The 16,884-nt window shown below is 51.2% G+C and carries 14 protein-coding genes and 1 tRNA gene; 7 read left to right on the top strand and 8 right to left on the bottom strand.

What is annotated here, in order from left to right; genetic code table 11:
* Nucleotides 1–20 precede the first annotated feature (20 nt).
* The 3 genes from OGX89_RS18625 (at nucleotide 21) to OGX89_RS18615 (ending at nucleotide 2,111) form a co-directional block, all read left to right on the top strand.
* The gene (locus tag OGX89_RS18625) at nucleotides 21–347 is read left to right on the top strand and encodes a PcoE/SilE family metal-binding protein (protein ID WP_003831135.1); all 327 of its coding nucleotides are present in this window, start codon (nucleotides 21–23) and stop codon (nucleotides 345–347) included.
* 373 nt (nucleotides 348–720) lie between these two features.
* Nucleotides 721–1,224 carry a hypothetical protein gene (locus tag OGX89_RS18620; protein ID WP_003831134.1) on the top strand — a complete coding sequence of 168 codons (504 nt, stop codon included), beginning with the start codon at nucleotides 721–723 and terminating at the stop codon, nucleotides 1,222–1,224.
* Nucleotides 1,225–1,307: 83 nt separating this feature from the next.
* Nucleotides 1,308–2,111: an MBL fold metallo-hydrolase gene (locus tag OGX89_RS18615; RefSeq protein WP_126955886.1), complete on the top strand. Its 804-nt coding sequence runs from the start codon at nucleotides 1,308–1,310 to the stop codon at nucleotides 2,109–2,111.
* A gap of 69 nt (nucleotides 2,112–2,180) precedes the next feature.
* On the opposite strand, the gene OGX89_RS18610 is transcribed toward OGX89_RS18615, so the two are convergent.
* Together OGX89_RS18610 and OGX89_RS18605 are read right to left on the bottom strand one after the other, a co-directional pair.
* Complete coding sequence (locus OGX89_RS18610) at nucleotides 2,181–4,625, bottom strand: trimethylamine-N-oxide reductase 2 (protein ID WP_063941359.1); 2,445 nt, start codon at nucleotides 4,623–4,625, stop codon at nucleotides 2,181–2,183.
* 20 nt (nucleotides 4,626–4,645) lie between these two features.
* Nucleotides 4,646–5,740 carry a NapC/NirT family cytochrome c gene (locus OGX89_RS18605; RefSeq protein WP_048235934.1) on the bottom strand — a complete coding sequence of 365 codons (1,095 nt, stop codon included), beginning with the start codon at nucleotides 5,738–5,740 and terminating at the stop codon, nucleotides 4,646–4,648.
* Between the two features lie 528 nt (nucleotides 5,741–6,268).
* Between OGX89_RS18605 and uspF the strand changes: the two genes are divergently transcribed.
* Nucleotides 6,269–6,697, top strand: coding sequence for a universal stress protein UspF (gene uspF / locus OGX89_RS18600; RefSeq protein WP_003831130.1), 429 nt, complete (start codon nucleotides 6,269–6,271; stop codon nucleotides 6,695–6,697).
* Between the two features lie 55 nt (nucleotides 6,698–6,752).
* Here the strand turns inward: uspF and torD are convergent, their stop codons facing one another.
* Genes torD through torC form a run of 3 tightly spaced genes read right to left on the bottom strand, consistent with a single transcriptional unit; the run spans nucleotide 6,753 to nucleotide 11,072 of the window.
* Nucleotides 6,753–7,367 carry a molecular chaperone TorD gene (torD, locus tag OGX89_RS18595; RefSeq protein WP_126955887.1) on the bottom strand — a complete coding sequence of 205 codons (615 nt, stop codon included), beginning with the start codon at nucleotides 7,365–7,367 and terminating at the stop codon, nucleotides 6,753–6,755.
* On the bottom strand, nucleotides 7,364–9,904 hold the full coding sequence (gene torA / locus OGX89_RS18590) for a trimethylamine-N-oxide reductase TorA (RefSeq protein ID WP_063941357.1): 2,541 nt from the start codon (nucleotides 9,902–9,904) through the stop codon (nucleotides 7,364–7,366). Before torA ends, torD begins: the two co-directional genes overlap by 4 nt.
* Nucleotides 9,894–11,072, bottom strand: a complete 1,179-nt coding sequence (gene torC, locus OGX89_RS18585) for a pentaheme c-type cytochrome TorC (protein WP_286560926.1) — start codon at nucleotides 11,070–11,072, stop codon at nucleotides 9,894–9,896. The genes torA and torC overlap by 11 nt, the downstream gene beginning before the upstream one ends.
* A 131-nt stretch (nucleotides 11,073–11,203) precedes the next feature.
* Here torC and torR point away from each other — a divergent pair, with 131 nt between their 5' ends.
* The gene (gene torR, locus OGX89_RS18580) at nucleotides 11,204–11,896 is read left to right on the top strand and encodes a two-component system response regulator TorR (RefSeq protein ID WP_020996565.1); all 693 of its coding nucleotides are present in this window, start codon (nucleotides 11,204–11,206) and stop codon (nucleotides 11,894–11,896) included.
* Here torR and torT read toward each other — a convergent pair.
* Complete coding sequence (gene torT / locus OGX89_RS18575; RefSeq protein ID WP_126955888.1) at nucleotides 11,869–12,900, bottom strand: TMAO reductase system periplasmic protein TorT; 1,032 nt, start codon at nucleotides 12,898–12,900, stop codon at nucleotides 11,869–11,871. The genes torR and torT overlap by 28 nt on opposite strands.
* 82 nt (nucleotides 12,901–12,982) lie before the next feature.
* Between torT and torS the strand changes: the two genes are divergently transcribed.
* Nucleotides 12,983–15,748 carry a TMAO reductase system sensor histidine kinase/response regulator TorS gene (gene torS, locus OGX89_RS18570; RefSeq protein WP_126955889.1) on the top strand — a complete coding sequence of 922 codons (2,766 nt, stop codon included), beginning with the start codon at nucleotides 12,983–12,985 and terminating at the stop codon, nucleotides 15,746–15,748.
* A gap of 37 nt (nucleotides 15,749–15,785) precedes the next feature.
* On the opposite strand, the gene OGX89_RS18565 is transcribed toward torS, so the two are convergent.
* Nucleotides 15,786–15,862: transfer RNA gene (locus OGX89_RS18565), tRNA-Arg, on the bottom strand.
* A gap of 39 nt (nucleotides 15,863–15,901) precedes the next feature.
* A complete protein-coding gene (locus tag OGX89_RS18560) occupies nucleotides 15,902–16,081 on the bottom strand; it encodes a hypothetical protein (protein ID WP_003831122.1) in 180 nt (59 codons plus the stop codon).
* 34 nt (nucleotides 16,082–16,115) lie between these two features.
* Between OGX89_RS18560 and fimW the strand changes: the two genes are divergently transcribed.
* Nucleotides 16,116–16,709, top strand: a complete 594-nt coding sequence (fimW, locus tag OGX89_RS18555) for a fimbria biosynthesis transcriptional regulator FimW (protein ID WP_008784010.1) — start codon at nucleotides 16,116–16,118, stop codon at nucleotides 16,707–16,709.
* Nucleotides 16,710–16,884 lie beyond the last annotated feature (175 nt).

The following is a 16,884-nucleotide window of genomic DNA, read 5'->3' as shown; positions in this document are numbered from 1 at the left end:
ACCCAAACAGGAGAAATATGATGAATAAGATGTCCTCTTTTTTAGCTATCGCGTTTTTTATTTCAGCTGGCGTTAATGCGGCAGAAACACCCAAAATGCATCAGCAGGCCGTAATGGCTCATGAAATGATGAATAACAGCGATGCCCCTGCACATCAACAAATGGCACAAGCACATGCCGCGCAAGCAAATAATTCATCGTCAACATCAACCAATGCGAAATCATTTTCACAAATGAATGAACATGAAAAAGCGATGGTTGTTCACCAATCGGTAAACAACGGCCATTCATTTGCTCATGAGGTACAGGCCGAGCAGCACCGCGCGCAGATCTCCACTCAGGGGTAAAGACGAACTATATTGACAACGACATCCATAAATACGCGAAGTTTGAATATTGTGGACTACTCTCCCCACGCGGGCCTGTTTATATACAAGCCCGCGTCCCACTTCATCGTTAATGTCAATATTAATAATTCATTAAATCCTTCTTCTAAAAGTAAATACATCTTAGCTCTCTACCCGGATTGTATAAAATAAGTAAATAAACAGCTTATTATGTTGCGTATTACAGCATTGATCACCCCACCCTAATTATAAATTAGGATTCCCCCTGGTATGCTTCATTAATATTTAATGGGAGACTGCCGTCGTCGTAAACATGACAATCCAAAAGTTCGCATTCCTATAAATAAATTTAATGATGATAGTGAGTAAAAAAATGAATAAACGTCTGTTAACCCTCCTGGTCCTTGGTCTGACAACTGCCACAACAGCATGTGCAATTACCCCGGCAATGCAGAAAAAGTATGAACGTTCAGGTTGTACGCAGATGAGTGAACTCAATGGCTGCGATGTGAATAAATCCTATCAGTGGAACCGCGATCATGGCTTTATTGAGAACAGCAACGGCCAGCAGAATCGTCATCATCATGGTGAAAAACAGCAAAATACCGCAGACCGGGATAACCACGATAATGCCGGTATTGATGGCAAATTCAGCGGAAATTACGTAGCCAAATTTGCCAATGGTCAACGCAGCGTTGATATTCACGTCGAAGATTCCGGCGTTTACGTCAATGGTAATGAAGTGCGTGACGTAAATACCTATAAGGATACGATGACCTTCCGTGTCGGCTATGCCACCTATACGATTAAAACAAATGGTCACGGTAGCTGGAATGACAGCGATGCAGGAAACGCAGGCAAAATTGTGCGTGAATGACGGATAACGTTAAAGAGCGCTGAGATCACAGCGCTCTCAAAACCGATGCATTACAATATGCCGTTTTAATACGGGAGTCAGGCATGGCTTTAACCCTCACGGTGCTGCTTGAAAACCGACATGCTGCTGGCGCTGGAAAAACATTACTGGCCAAGCCTGGATTAAGTCTGTTAGTTCAGGATGAAACAACCACAATATTGTTTGATACCGGGCCGGATGGCAGCTTCATGCATAACGCTGCACAAATGGGCGTAGACCTGACCCAATTAACCGCCGTAGTACTTTCGCACGGTCATTATGATCACTGCGGCGGCGTGCCGTGGCTTGCGGATAACAGCCGTATCATTTGCCATCCTCAACTGGCCTGCGAGCGTTACGCATCGATAACGGTTGCGGGAATACCACGAAAAATTAAAAAACTCTCGCGAGATAACAACTACTCTCGATTCATCATGGAATACACCCGCGAGCCGCTGGCTATCAGCGATCGCTTTTTGTGGTCCGGAGAAATTAGCGTCCGCACACCACAGTCCTATGGCGTGATTAGCGAGAAAACACTCCAGCCAGATTACATCAGTGACGAAGGTGTATTGATCTATAAATCTGCACGCGGGTTAGTCATCATTACTGGTTGCGGGCATCGGGGAATAGAGAACATCGTACGCCATTGCCAGAAAATCACCGGGGTTAACAAAATTTATGCCCTCGTCGGTGGGTTTCATTTACGTGCAGCCTCCCCCGCTAAGCTATGGCGGACCCGACAATTTATTCAGCAACAACACCCCGAAAAACTGCTCGGCTGTCATTGTACCGGTTCGTGGGGGCGATTGTGGCTACCGCGAACTGACGCCCCGGCAACGGGAGATGTGATAGTGCTGGCTGAGTAACAACAGTAAAACGTTGCCCAAACAGCATAAAAAAACGGGAGCCTTACGGCCCCCGTTTATCAGTCATCATTACATGGTGACAATTGCTGGTTCATCAAAGACGGTGAGTTTTGGCGCTTCACCGGTGTATTTTTCTGCATATACCAGGCTGGTATTCCCGGCACAACCATTCGCCAGTCTTGAAGTCGGGATATCCGCCGTCAGCACGTTCGCGCCGCCATTTTTACAGATACCGTTTTCAATATCCGGCCATGCACCTTCATGAATACAGATGATGCCCGGTTTGATGCCGTCGCTGACATGCGCCCCAACCAGAACCTGTCCGCGAGCATTCCATACGCGGACCAGATCGCCCTCGGCAATCCCTCTGGCTTTTGCGTCATCCGGATGAATCGTCACCGGTTCACGATTGGCAATCGCGTATTCTTTACGCAGCGACGCGTAGTTCAGCTGGCTATGCAGACGATGTGCCGGGTGCGCCGTCAGTAGCTGCAGCTGATCTTTATCCGCAGTTCCTTTCCATTCATCCGGTTCAATCCAGGACGCATGCGGCGGACAGTCTTTATACTGATAGCCTTCAATCGTTTTCGAGTAGATTTCTATCTTGCCGCTCGGCGTTCCGAGTGCGTTCATCACCGGATCGCTGCGGAAATCCGCGTAGCGCACATATTTGTTATTCTTTTCATTCTCACGCATTTCGATCAGTTTATTCTGCTGCCAGAACGCGTTGAACTGAGGCATGGCGACACGCTGGGCGCGGGCGGCTTTTTGCGCGACGTCATAGAACTGCTTCAGCCACGCCATTTCGTCTTTGCCTTCGGTGTAGACAGCTTTCCCCCCCGGCTTGAGCATCTCAGCCAGATCGGCAAAGACGTCAAAATCACTACGCGCTTCAAACTGCGGCGCGATGACCTGCTTCATCGGCACCAGGTGTTGGTTACTGTAATCACCGGTCATGGTCAGATCGTTACGCTCAAACGAGGTGGTGATTGGCAGAACAATATCGGCGTGTTTGGCCGCAGCGGTCCAGTAGCATTCAGAGATGACAACCAGTTCAGGCTTCTGCCAGGCTTTGATTAAGCGGTTGGTATCCTGATGATGGGTAAAGTTAGCGCCGCCCGCCCACCAGATCATTTTGATATCCGGGAAGGTTTGCTCTTTACCGTTATGTTGATATTTGCCGCCTGGGTTTTCCAGCGCCTCGACAATTCGCGCTACCGGCAGGCTGGTCACCGCATCGGAAACCGCCCAGTCATTACCTGCCGATGACCCACCCTCAATTTTGGCGGAGATCGCCGGTAAGACCCCACCGGTGCGCGTTGGGTTACCGCCGTTGGAATAGTGATAAGAGAACCCGAAGCCGCCGCCTTCGGTACCAATTTGCCCCAGCATCGCCGCCAGAGTCACCAGCATCCAGTGTTTTTGCTCACCGTATTGCTGGCGCTGAATCCCCCAACCTGCCATGAGCATGGTTTTGTTGCTGGAGAAAATTTCCGCCAGCTTTTCCAGTTGCTCAGCAGGCACGCCACACACGCCAGATGCCCACTCGGCGGTTTTCTCTACTTTATCGCTCTTGCCGAGCAGGTACTCTTCAAACTGCGGATATCCGGTGGTGTATTTTTCCAGGAAGGCTTTGTCGTGAAGGTTTTTCTTCACCAGCGTATGGGCTATCCCTAACATCATTGCCACATCGGTCCCCATATGTGGCGCAATCCAGGTCGCGTTATCACCAAAGAACTCGATAGTTTCAGAACGCATCGGATCGATGGCGATGACGCTTTTCCCTGATTTCTTCAGCAGATTAAAGTATTCAATCCCTTGTTCATCCGTGCTGCTCCAGGCAATCTTAAGGGTGTTGAGCGGATTCATCCCCCACAGCACCACGACCTGACTGTGCTCAAGCACCATCGGCCAGGTGGTTTGCTGCTCATAAACCTCAACCGATCCCACAACGTATGGCATGATCACCTGCGCGGCACCGGTTGAATAATCTCCGGTATGCCCGGCGTAGCCACCGGCCATGCTCATATAGCGTTGCAGTAAGGTTTGCGCCTTATGCAGAACGCCGCTGGATCGCCAGCCATAAGAACCGGCAAATATCGAAGCGGGACCATAGCTGCTGCGGATCCGGCTGTGCTGTTCATGAATGAGCTTCAGCGCTTGCTCCCAGCTAACCCGCACGAAAGGATCGTTACCGCGTTTGCCATCCGCTTTACCCGGGTTTTCCAGATAGCTTTTGCGCACCATCGGATACTTAACGCGGATATTGGTATGAACCTGATCTGGCGCGGTTTGCTGTAATGAGTTCGGCACCGTTTTCGGCAACGCACCTTTTGAGGAAACCACTTTTCCGTCTTTTACTTCCACGTATACCGCACCCCAACGTGCTGCCGTCAGGATTGCCCCGCCATTCTGGCCTTCGGCCCAGGCTGGCATTGGGATCACCGAAGAAATCGCCATTGTCCCGGTTGCCGCGCCAGCCGTCTTAATAAAGTCACGTCTTGTGAGTTTCATGATTTCTCCTGATTGATCGCTTATTTATTCATGTCTTTAGCGTTGTACTGGAAGTAACGGCTCAGGATATCCAGTTCGGTTTCACTGATATTGGTGCGAGCCCCCATCCCTTTGGCTACTGAAGGCCAGGCGTTGAGCGTGAAGTGATTCGCCGGAATTGGCGCATGACAGCCCGCGCAGTAAACATTGTCGAGTTTGCGCGCGTAATCCCACATAGGTTCACGGCTGGCGAGTGCGGAACCGCTCCATTCGCCCTGCAGCACGACATCTCGCCACGCATTGCCGTAGTCATCTTTTTTCCAGTCGGAGAGGATCTTCAGCGACTGTTGACCTTTTTCACTCAGGCTGGCAAGAATCAAACGCTGCCCTGCTGCGTAGTAAATAACCTGTTCACTTCCTTGCATCTGGCTACCGCGAATCTCGACCAGTCGCGCGTTGTCCGTTGTTTTCAGGACCTGCATTTTAGTTGCCGGGTAAACAGTTCCCAGATCGCCCAACGCGGTGTTGCTCACAGCATAAAGTTCAGTTGCTGAAGCTGGGGTGGAGGCTGACTGCGCTTCAAGCCCTTTAAGCGCACTGTCATCCATTTTTATTTCAGGTGGGAAATGGGCGACGCCTTTATGGCAATCAATACAGGTTTGCTTTTCCGCGATGCCCATTTTGTGCATCTTCTGAGCATCCGCGCTTTGTGCGGCAAGATCCATGGCGTCCATACTGTGGCAGCTACGGCAGGTCGCAGAATCATTAGCCTTGAGCTGTGCCCAAACGGTTTGCGCCATCTCCAGACGGTGTTCTTCAAATTTTTCCGGGGTATCGATTTTTTTGGTTATGAACTGATGATAAACATCTTTTGAGGCCCGCAGCTTAGCCACCAGAAAATCCAAACCGCCCTCCGGGATATGACAGTCCGCGCACTCTGCGCGAATGCCTTTCTGATTCTGGAAGTGAACCGAGCCTGTATATTCTTCGTAGGGCGCCTGCATCGTATGGCAAGACAAACAGAATTCTGTACTCGAGGTTTTATGTAATGTCCATTGCCCCGCCAAAACAATAACTGCACCAAGAACAATGCACAGCAGCATCGTCCATAGGATAGTTTTATTTATTTTTCTCATCTTTTAATTCCATCAGACGAATACCCTTTTAGAGGTAGACAATAAATATCCTAAAGCAGCTATTTATTGATATTCATCAAGCGCGGAGAGAAATGAGAATCAGCAAATGGGTAAGTTTGAAGAGGCTCGCATAATTAGTGAGAACGAAATGTAATTATTGTTTTTTCTTTAAAAACAGATTTTTAAACCACTTACCAAGTTTATACATCTGTAAAGCAAGATGATGTCAGAATAAAAAATTACGGAGTTCATGACGCTGTTGAAATTACCCCCTTAACGGCCATCGTTATATAATTAAATATACAATGAAGAATATAAAAAAGCACCCTTTTCTATTTCGAGATGGCAAGCATTAACGAGGGGACATCTCTTTTGGTTTTGCTCAGAAATACATTCAAGATAGGCTTACAGTACATACTGCTTAATGACGCGCACTGATGCACACATCCTTGATCTGGTCACTTATTATACAGAAACAACTTTCGCTACACTCTGGGATAGAGGTAAAACAAACAGGAGGTAGTGAATATGTATCGCTCAATTCTGGTGCCCATTGATATCTCTGAAGCCGATCTTACTCGTCATGTTGTGCCGCAGGTCCAGGCGCATGCCAAAACCGCGAAGGTCCACTTTTTAGCCGTTATTCCTACCGTTCCGTTCTATGCCTCGCTGGGGCTGGCCTACTCTACCGAATTTCCGGACAGAAGTGGTCTGCAGGCCAAGGCCAGCGAAAAACTCGAAGAGATTATTAAGCAGTTCAATATTCCTGCCGGCAGGACTCAGACCCACGTAGTTTACGGCCCACCGAAGGATCAGATCCTCAAGCTGGCGGAGGCGGTGGACGCCGAGCTTATTGTGATTGCCTCACATAAGCCCGGTTTTAGCACGTATTTGCTGGGGTCAACGGCGGCAGCCGTAGTCCGCCACGCGAAATGCCCGGTGCTGGTTGTGCGGTGATAGGGTTAAAACGGGAGCGAATGTGCTCCCGTTTTTCTGTGGCTCAGGCCATCACTCAGTTCTGATGATCCAGCCTGACAAATGCCAGCAGCAGCTGGCTCAACGCACCGTAGAAACCAAAGTCATCATATCTGCGGCATTTAGTGGTGAACTCCGGTAACCAGCGTAACAGCCCCGCCAGCGTTTCTCTGCGCAACGCATCAATACGCTGACGGCTAACCCCTGGCTCACCAAGAGAAAAATGCAGATGGCTCAGCAGTTCGATAAAAATCGCCAGATGATCGGCTGATTCGCTAAACGTATCGCTTACCTGCATGCCCGCATCAGATAACAGTTGTTTAATGATCCCGTAGTTTGGCCCTTCTTCAAGATGAGCCGACGCATAGGGTAACGCGGCGTGTTTATCCGACATCAGGAACAGGCCGCAAAAATCAGCCGCCAGTTCCAGGGTAGCGTCTTCACGTACCTTGAGCGCGGCAATTTTCGCTTCCAGAAAAAGAACATCCGCCTCAAGCAACGGCTCACCTTTGAGCACGGTAAACCACTCAGCCATTTCGCTGGACTGCAATTGCGCTAATCCCTCACCGTCGCGCTCCCGGGAAAACATTTGCGCCAACCATGCATAAACACAGGCCATCTGTTCTGTCGTCAGGGAGGTGTGTTTCATCATGACGTCACCTTCTCCACCGGGACATATTCACACTGCGCCACCATTTTTATCGGGCCGCTGAACGCCGTCACGTTATCCACCTTACCGGCATATTTCTCAATTTCCACCAGCGTAGTATGCGCACTGGTCGCCTGCGCCAGCTGAGACGTGCCGATATCCAGGGTTAACACGTTCGGATTGCCATATTTACACAGCGCTCCGATTTCTCCACCGTTATCAGGATCGTACCAGGCACCTTCATGGATGCGCGCCACGCCCGGCGAGTAGAGATCGGAGACAACCGCGCCGGCCAGCACTTGTCCACGCGCGTTAAATACACGAACTATATCGCCGTTGCGGATCCCCCTGGCGCTGGCATCCTGCGGATTAATAAACACCGGCTCTTTGCCACCTACCGCGTAATGCTTACGCAGCGCTTCGGACTCGCAGAGCTGTGAATGCAGACGGAAATCCGGGTGGACGGATTGCAGATGCAGCGGCCAACGTTGCGATCCAGGCCCACCGTGTGAACGTTCGATTTTCTCAAACCACATTGGATGCCCCTGGCAATCGTCATATTGCATATCGGCAATAGTTTTCGAATAGATCTCGATCAAACCGCTCGGCGTCCCCAGAGGTTCAAGGTCAGGATCTTCGCGGAAGGCCTGATGGCGGACAAACATCTGCGGATGTTCGAATTCAACGTACTCTTGCTGATTCCAGAAAACGTCGAAAGCCGGAAGATGAACACCGCGTCCCTTCCCTTGCTGGCTTCCTTCCTGCCAGATGCGCTTCAACCAGCCCATCTCATCCAGCCCTTCTGTGAACGCTTCTTCACGGTTAAAGCGGCGGCAAAGATCGCGGAAAATATCGAAATCATTACGCGCTTCAAACTGCGGCTGCACCAGCTGCTTCATAGCGATAATGCCGCGGTTGGAGTGGTTGCCATACTGGTCAAGATCGTTACGTTCAAACTGGGTCGTCGCCGGCAATACGATATCGGCGAATCGACAGGTCGACGTCCACTGATTGTCGATGGCGATAACGGTTTCCAGCTTACGCCAGCCCTCAATAATACGGTTGATCTGCTGGTGACGATGGAACGGGTTGGTCCCGGCAAAAACGCACATCTTCAACGGTGGCAGTTTGACGGTTTTACCGTTCCAGTTAATGCTCTTGCCCGGCTCCAGAATCGCATCGATAAAACGCGCGATCGGGATGGTACTGCTGTAGCCCTTATAATCGGTGCTGTCATGTACCGGTGGAACGGTGGTGGAACCAGAAAATCCGCTCAGGATAACGCCTTTACGCCCTGGGGTGCCCGCGCCGTTGTAGTGCCAGCCAAAGCCAAATCCCCCCCCGGGTAAGCCAATTTGCCCGAGCATTGAGGCCAGCACCACGATCATCCACGCCCACTGTTCCCCGTGCTGCATACGCTGCACGCACCAGCCGGCAATAATTTGCGTTCTGCCGCCCGCCATCTGCCGTGCCAGTTCACGGATTGTCTCAGCATCAATCCCGCAGATTTTTTCCGCCCACTGGGCATCTTTAGGCTGTCCGTCACTTTCTCCCAGCAGATAAGGCAGAAATTGCTCAAACCCAACGCAGTAGTTCTCGAGGAAATGCTTATCGTAGAGCTTCTCGGTATACAGCGTGTGTGCCAGCGCCAGCTGTAGCGGTACATCAGCCTGCGGATTCACGGCGATGTGCTTAACCTTGTCGCGGCCCAGGTAGTCATGAGTCGAGGTGACGACCGGGTCAACGCTGATGACCGAAATCTCGCCCCGTGCCACTTTTTCCTTCAGTTGCTCGTAGTATTCGTAGACATCATGATCCGGACACCACCAGTTCGCCTGCTGGTTTTTGATGAGATCAGAACCCCACAGCACAATGGTTTTGCTGTTTTCGAGTACCAGTGGCCAGGAGGTCTGCTGCTCATAGACCTCCATTGATCCCACCACACGCGGCAGAATGACCTGAGCGGCACCGGTGGAATAGTCGCCCCCCGTACTCACGCTGTTGCCATGCAGCGCAATGGCACGCGCCAGCATCCCGGAAGCATTGTGGAACATCCCGGTCGATTGCCAGCCGCTGGCCGTTAGCAGCGCGCTCGGACCATAAGTCTTCTGAATGCGCTCCAGCTCCTGATAGAAGAAATCCAGCGCTTCATCCCACGAAACGCGCACAAAGCGGTTATCTCCACGTTGCGAGGTATCGCTCTGATGGCGTTTACGCAACCAGTCCACGCGGACCATCGGGTAGCGAATACGCGCTCCACCGTGTACGTGATCCGGGAGTCCGGCGATCATTTTTGACGGGTATTTATCGCGCTCGAACGGCCTGGCTTCAATGAAACGACCGTCAACCACGGTGGCACGAATGGCACCCCAGTGAGAACCGGTCAGAATCCCCTCTTTGACGCCTGCCCCCTGCACCTCTGCGGCATTAGCGCTACGCGGCGTGAGCAGCGAAGGCCCTAACATACCTGCTACGGTCAAGCCGCCCAGTTGCAGCAAAAAACGTCGGCGCGATGCCTGAAAGAGATCGTTATTTTTCATTGCTTTCTCCCTTATCGCCATGCGGCTTATCCGTAGTGTCAGAGGCATTCATTTGCAGATATTTCAGCAAGGTACGTTCTTCACGTTTATCCAGACTGGTAAATCCAATCATGCCGTTCAACGTGCCAATCCAACCGTTAGCATCAAAGTGTTCTTTCTCTGGTGCGCCGTGGCATTGGTTACAGGTTCCGTTATAGAGTGAGTCGGCATAAGCCCAGATCGGTTTGATGTCGTTGACCATATCGCCCTTCTGCATCCAGGCAGTGGCCTGCAATTTACTCCATGGCGTATTCGTTTCCGCAACGGTGGTTTGCTCCAGCGTCTTCACGTGCTGCTGGATGTCGCCACGAATGGAAGCCACAAAAATGCGCTTGCCCGGCAGTTGCGCCAACACGCGCTGACGCCCATTACTCTCGGTCCAGCCGACAATTTCAATTTGCAGCCAGTCACCATCACGCTTTAACACTTTCACTTCAGAAGCGGGCAGCAGTGAGCCTGCAGGTTCTTTATCACCTTTGGCGGCATAAATAGGTTTGATGTCCAGAGAGTAGAGCGTCTCACCATCGTCGTTCGCCCTGGCGCGTAACTCATCAAACTGCTTGCGGAAACCGCTGCTCATATCGGGAAGCTGGTGTGCAATACCTTTATGGCAGTCGATACAGGATTGGTTGTCCTTGGCCGCAATCTTCATCTGGCGCGCAGCTTCTGGATGTTGTTTAGCGTGGTCCATCGCATCATAGTCATGACAAGAACGACAGGTCGCGGAGTTGTTCTCCTTCATTCGCGCCCATTCGCGCTCCGCCAGCTCAGCGCGTTTGGCTTCGAATTTCTCTGGAGTATCAATAGAGTGGGCAACAAAGGTTTGGTAAATATCGTTGCTGGCCTCCAGCTTACGTTTCACCATGCCTGGAATATCGGATGGAATGTGGCAGTCATGACATTCTGCGCGTACCCCGGAGGCATTCTGAAAATGTGCAAACTGTTTATATTCTTCGTAAACCGGCTGCATACTGTGGCAGCTCACGCAAAACTCGGTAGAACTGGTTAATTTAATACCAACGTGCGGCAAGACGATCAGCGCAATACCGACCACAATCCCGATAACGACCAGCGCCAACACTGACCAACGTGCGCTCGGTCTGAGCAGCGCCCTCCATAGTTTCCGCATAATAGCCCCTGTAATCTTATGGTTTAGTTACAGAGGATCTTATTTCTCAAATGTGAACAGTAACACTGGTCAGGATGAATGGCTTACGGCACAATGTGAACAGATATGAACAGAAAGAGAACGCCATCAGGATGCCGCATCACATTGTCATTGTTGAAGATGAACCGGTCACCCAGGCACGGTTACAGGCTTATTTTGAACAGGAAGGTTATCATGTCTCTGTTACCGCCAGCGGAGCTGGTCTGCGTGAAATCATGTCACAACATCCTGTCGATCTCATTCTGTTGGATATCAACCTCCCGGACGAAAATGGCTTAATGCTGACCCGCGCCCTGCGCGAACGCTCAACGGTGGGGATCATTCTGGTGACAGGTCGTAGCGATCAAATTGACCGGATCGTTGGCCTGGAAATGGGCGCTGATGATTATGTCACCAAGCCGCTGGAGCTACGTGAACTGGTGGTTCGGGTTAAAAATTTGCTCTGGCGTATCGATCTTGCCCGCCAGGCACAGCCGGAGACCAAAGATAACTGCTATCAGTTTGCCGGATACTGTCTGAATGTCTCCCGGCATACCCTGGAGCTGGGCGATGAGACGATCAAACTCACCCGCGCCGAGTATGAAATGCTGGTCGCCTTTGTCACCAATCCGGGGGAAATTCTCAGCCGCGAACGTTTACTGCGTATGCTTTCGGCACGACGGGTAGACAATCCAGACTTACGCACCGTGGATGTATTGATCCGCCGTTTGCGCCACAAGCTACGGGCTGATTTACTGGTGACACAGCACGGCGAAGGTTATTTTTTAGCGGCCGACGTGTACTGATACAGATAAATCGGACGGAACCCGCCAGGAGACAGCGAGCGCTGAACATGCTGGCTGTCGGCATTTTTCGGGGTGAGCACCAGGATCGGCGGACTGATATTTTCCGGTACCGGTTGCCCTTGTAGCACCCTGATCGCCTGTTGAATCGCCAGTTCACCTTGCCAGACCATCTGATCGCTAGCAGCCATAATGATTCTTTCGCGTTTAAGTCCGCGATATACCTGATGCGACAGGTAAAAAGAGACCACGGTTAGCGGCGTCCCCGGATTCCGCTTCTCTCCCATCGCCGCTTCCGCAGCAATTGCCGTACCGGCAACCACATCGACCTCCGGGTGACGCTCAAGCATCTCCTGCAACAGGTTGCGCTGAACTTCAATATCATTATCCCCCAACGCCACATCCACGATGTGCACCTGACTACCGGCAATCGCCTGACGGAATCCTGCCACCATTTCGCGACTGCCTCCGGCGTCATCAGGTCCTGGCAATAGCAGAACCTTTAACGGTTTGCCGCCGCTCCACTTGACCAGATAGCGGCCCGGCTGATACCCCATCTGGAACCACGGAACGCCAACCCGTGCTTTCACCGTCGGATCGTGTATCGCATTCACTACCTCAATGACCGGCAACGCGCCTACCTGCGCGGAAAGATCCGGGAAGGTCGTCGTGCTACTACCCAGCAATATGGCATCTGCTCCCCATTGCTGGCACTGGGCGATTTGTGTTTTTTGCGTGGAGAACTGACGATACCCTCCCGCCTCTAACACCTTCAGACTTACTCCGTATTTTCTCGCCGCCTCAAGCATGCCGTAATTCACTGAAAGCCAATAGGAGTCTTTCAGGCTGGGATACAGCGCGCACAGTTTCCAGACTTTGTTTGCAGTAACGTCCGATTGCAGTTCCGGGACTGCCTGCTGCGTATCCTGCCAGCGCAGCAATGCGGCTCCAGCCGCATGACTCAAACCGGGAAAAATCGTGATTAACAGGAAAACCAATACGCGCATGATAGCCTCAACATTGATAAGGCTTTATCCTAGTTGCTTTCCTCTTTTGGACTCAACCTTTTTAAACTGTGGCGACCAGACAGTGAATTTATCTCTGACTAAACGACTGTGGATAGGCTTTGCGCTGATGGCGGCACTGACTCTCATCAGTACGCTGACAGGCTGGTATAACCTGCGTTTTGTCAGCAAGGTTGAGCAGGCCAATACCCAGGCGCTAATTCCAACCATGGATATGGCGCGCCAGCTCAGCGAAGCCAGCGCCTGGGAACTGTTTTCCGCACAAAATCTGACCACCGCAGACAATGAAAATATGTGGCTGGCTCAGGGGAGAATGTTAACCGCCCAGAGCCTGAAAATAACCACATTACTCAAAACCCTTCGTGAACAGGGCTTTGATACTTCTGCTATTGAACAGCAGGAGAAAGAAATCGCCCGATCGTTAAGCCACCAGGGGGAGATGGTTGGCGAACGCCTGAAATTACGCGCTCAACAGCAACAACTCAGCCAGCAAATTATTGAGGCCACCGCTGACGTTGCCGAAATGGCACGCGGACAGGCCAGTAATGCCGCCACGTCGGCAGGTGCGACACAGGCCAGCATTTACGATTTGATTGAGAGCCATCAGGGGCAGGCCGCTGAACACGCGCTGGACAGGCTCATCGATATCGATCTGGAATATTATAACCAGATGAATGAACTGCGCCTGAGTGCGCTACGCGTGCAGCAAATGGTCATGAACCTGGGGAATAACCAGGCGCAGAATAACCTGGCTGCGCTGGAAAACCAGCTGAATGCCGCCGTCAGAGTACTTCAGCGCCGACAAATACGTATTGAAGATCCCGTGGTGCGCACTCAGGTGGCCAACACCGTCAATACGATTAGCCGTTATGTTGAGCTGCTGTCCCTGTATCGCCAGGATAATGACATCACGACCCAATTGCAGATCTTATCGCAGAATAATATCGAGCAATTTACCCGTTTCAGTAGCGAAGTCAGCCAGTTGGTGGAAACCATCGGCCAGCGTAATCAAAGTGGACTGGCGCATCTCAAACAGACCAGCCAGCGCGGGCAACACTTGCTGCTGCTGTTAGGTGGCGTGTCATTATGTTTGCTGATTCTTATACTTTGGCGTGTGGTTTATCGCTCAGTCACTCGACCACTGGCACAGCAAACCCAGGCGTTACAGCGTCTGCTGGAGGGGGATATTGACTCCCCATTCCCGGAAACCGCAGGCGTTCGTGAACTGGATACTATCGGGCGGTTGATGGATGCCTTTCGCGGCAGCGTTCACGCCCTCAATAGCCATCGCGAACATCTGGCCGCACAGGTTAAAGCTCGCACCGCCGAGCTGCGTTCTATGGTATCTGAACACCGACAGGCCCGTGCAGAAGCTGAAAAAGCTAACCAGGCAAAATCGGCGTTTCTTGCCGCCATGAGCCATGAAATACGCACCCCGCTGTATGGTATCCTCGGCACTGCGCAGTTGCTCTCAGACAATCCCGTCCTGGCACAACATCGGGAAAATCTACGCGCAATCACCGACTCGGGCGAGTCTTTGCTGACCATCCTCAACGATATCCTGGACTATTCCGCCATCGAAGCCGGTGGAAAAAATGTGGCAATAGGCGATGAGCCTTTTGAACCCAAACCCTTGCTGGAAAGTACGATTCAACTCATGAACAGCCGCGTTGCTGGTCGCCCGGTCGTGCTGGTTGCGGATTTTGCCGATGACGTTCCCGCTTCCCTGCGTGGCGATCCGCGCCGCATCCGACAAATCATTACTAATTTATTAAACAACGCACTACGCTTTACCGATCGGGGACACATCATCCTGCATAGCCGATGTGAGGGCAAAAACTGGTACATCGAGGTTGAAGATACGGGATGTGGAATTGACCCTGCCCGCCAGCACGATATTTTTCAGCCGTTTGTTCAGGTAAGCAGTAAACGAGGTGGAACCGGGCTCGGACTAACCATCAGCGCCAGTCTCGCCCAGGCAATGCAGGGAGAGCTGAGCGTCACCAGCACGCCCGGCGTCGGGAGCTGTTTCCAACTGCGTCTGCCATTGCGGGCAACCACGATGCCCATCATGAAACCCGCACAACGTTCCATATCGTTACAGGGCTTACGCTTATTGCTTATCGAGGATAATCCTCTTACACAACGTATCAGTACTGAAATGCTCATCCTCAATGGCGCACAGGTTACTGCTGCCAGCAGTGCCGCTGAGGCGCTAAAAATATTGCAGGAAGATACACGCTACGATGCTGCTCTGGTTGATTTCGATCTTCCTGATATCGACGGGATCACGCTGGCACAGCAGTTAGCCCACGACTATCCGGCACTTAGCCTGATCGGCTTTAGCGCGCACGTCATCGACGAAACGCTAAGCCAAAGAACCAGCACCCTGTTCCTTGGCATTATTCAAAAACCAGTCCCCCGGGATGAACTCAGTCGACTTATTACGCATTATCTGCATGGTAGTGCGACTCCCCCGCTTGCATCAGAAAATGACAATAAACGGTTAGATTTTCAGCAGTTGGCTGGAGATATCCAGGTTATGGGATGGCAAAAGGTGCACGAATGGTTAGCGCTCTTTAAGCAACACACTCTTCCTGTATTAGATGAGATTGACGCTGCCCGCGCAGCACATGACGATGAGCGGATAAAACGTCTGACGCATCAGCTAAAAAGCAGCTGCGCCAGCATGGGAATGCGCTCAGCCAGCACGATGTGTGCAGCACTTGAACAGCAGCCGTTGGGTGATTTTTCACTCAGAGAGGAGATCCAACAAAGTCTTTATGAGGTAGAACGTTGGCTGGAAAAAGGAAAATTGTCCCGCGCGTAACGGTACGTTGAAGCTGAGCATAGGGACTGATTTTGAATGGTACGCCCTGTAGGATTCGAACCTACGACCTACGGCTTAGAAGGCCGTTGCTCTATCCAACTGAGCTAAGGGCGCATTGCGAAGTGATTACTTCATGCAGATGAAACGCGTGAATTATACGGTCAGCGCCTGCTGAGTCAATGCCTTTTGTTTCAGTTGCTGGCGAAGTGAACGAATGTTGATTTTTTCTGCTTGTTCAAGGGTATCCAGGAAATCGCCTGGTAACAACTCAGCCCACGAAACGCCAGATTTAGGGATACATGTATTTAGAATATTTATGATTTTGCTTAACATTCCCTTACCCCTCCAGCGGTTCAGGAACTCTTTAATGTTAAGTATCGCCATCAAGGAAGAAAACAGTCACTTCGAACATGGACTAAAAATTATCATCTCCCATTTGGCAAATCAGTGGCATCAGGAGATTTGCTTTTTGCCTGTCGAGGATATCGATCGCGCTGACATCGCGTTTATTTCCCTGGATGAAGATTGGCTCAGCGCCGATTGCTATCAGATTCCGGTCCATACCCGCCGCCAACACCGGGTTGTCATCTGCAACAGAAACGATAAAGATAAGCTGATGTTCCGGCCCTGCCTGTACATGTTGCCACTGATCTATCGGGAAGATGACGTTGAGGAAATGACTAAAAAATTAGTCCTCATCCTGCAAAAACGTGCGCTGCGCAACAACGTGCCCGCAACTATCTGCCATTACTGCACCACTCGCAACTTTTCTATCGAAGAACGTCAGTTCTTAATGTTTCTCGCCAGCGGCTATACCTTAGCCGAAACGGCTCACCTGCTCTCGGTAAGCGAAATTCAGGCCAAAGCCACCCGTCGCAGCATTATGAAAAAGCTGCATGTGAAAAACGATCAGCAATTCTTAAGATACATCCGGGCGCATCTGAACTTTCTACAAAATTAGGTGGCATCTTTCTGCCTGATTTTTTATTGAGAAAAATCTCATCACCAATTAAGTATCGACACCTACTGTACCTGGCTTCAGGCTGCCAGAATAATCCTGGCTTACTATTTCCGGGGTAACAGAAAGACACACCCGGTAATATTTTATCTAATCCCATAGAGAGGTTGAACTGGAT

Origin of the sequence: Citrobacter sp. Cpo103 (genome assembly GCF_030332605.1) — a bacterium.
GTDB classification, from domain to species: domain Bacteria; phylum Pseudomonadota; class Gammaproteobacteria; order Enterobacterales; family Enterobacteriaceae; genus Citrobacter; species Citrobacter portucalensis.
This window is presented reverse-complemented; position numbering and strand designations above follow the sequence as displayed.

Bases quoted from the DNA above. Each gene is read 5' to 3' on its own strand.
- torR (WP_020996565.1), top strand. From the start codon at position 11,204: ATGCCGCATCACATTGTCATTGTTGAAGATGAACCGGTCACCCAGGCA.
- uspF (WP_003831130.1), top strand. From the start codon at position 6,269: ATGTATCGCTCAATTCTGGTGCCCATTGATATCTCTGAAGCCGATCTT.
- OGX89_RS18620 (WP_003831134.1), top strand. From the start codon at position 721: ATGAATAAACGTCTGTTAACCCTCCTGGTCCTTGGTCTGACAACTGCC.
- OGX89_RS18615 (WP_126955886.1), top strand. From the start codon at position 1,308: ATGGCTTTAACCCTCACGGTGCTGCTTGAAAACCGACATGCTGCTGGC.
- fimW (WP_008784010.1), top strand. From the start codon at position 16,116: ATGTTAAGTATCGCCATCAAGGAAGAAAACAGTCACTTCGAACATGGA.
- OGX89_RS18610 (WP_063941359.1), bottom strand. From the start codon at position 4,625: ATGAAACTCACAAGACGTGACTTTATTAAGACGGCTGGCGCGGCAACC.
- torC (WP_286560926.1), bottom strand. From the start codon at position 11,072: ATGCGGAAACTATGGAGGGCGCTGCTCAGACCGAGCGCACGTTGGTCA.
- torD (WP_126955887.1), bottom strand. From the start codon at position 7,367: ATGATGAAACACACCTCCCTGACGACAGAACAGATGGCCTGTGTTTAT.
- OGX89_RS18560 (WP_003831122.1), bottom strand. From the start codon at position 16,081: ATGTTAAGCAAAATCATAAATATTCTAAATACATGTATCCCTAAATCT.
- OGX89_RS18625 (WP_003831135.1), top strand. From the start codon at position 21: ATGAATAAGATGTCCTCTTTTTTAGCTATCGCGTTTTTTATTTCAGCT.
- torA (WP_063941357.1), bottom strand. From the start codon at position 9,904: ATGAAAAATAACGATCTCTTTCAGGCATCGCGCCGACGTTTTTTGCTG.
- OGX89_RS18605 (WP_048235934.1), bottom strand. From the start codon at position 5,740: ATGAGAAAAATAAATAAAACTATCCTATGGACGATGCTGCTGTGCATT.
- torT (WP_126955888.1), bottom strand. From the start codon at position 12,900: ATGCGCGTATTGGTTTTCCTGTTAATCACGATTTTTCCCGGTTTGAGT.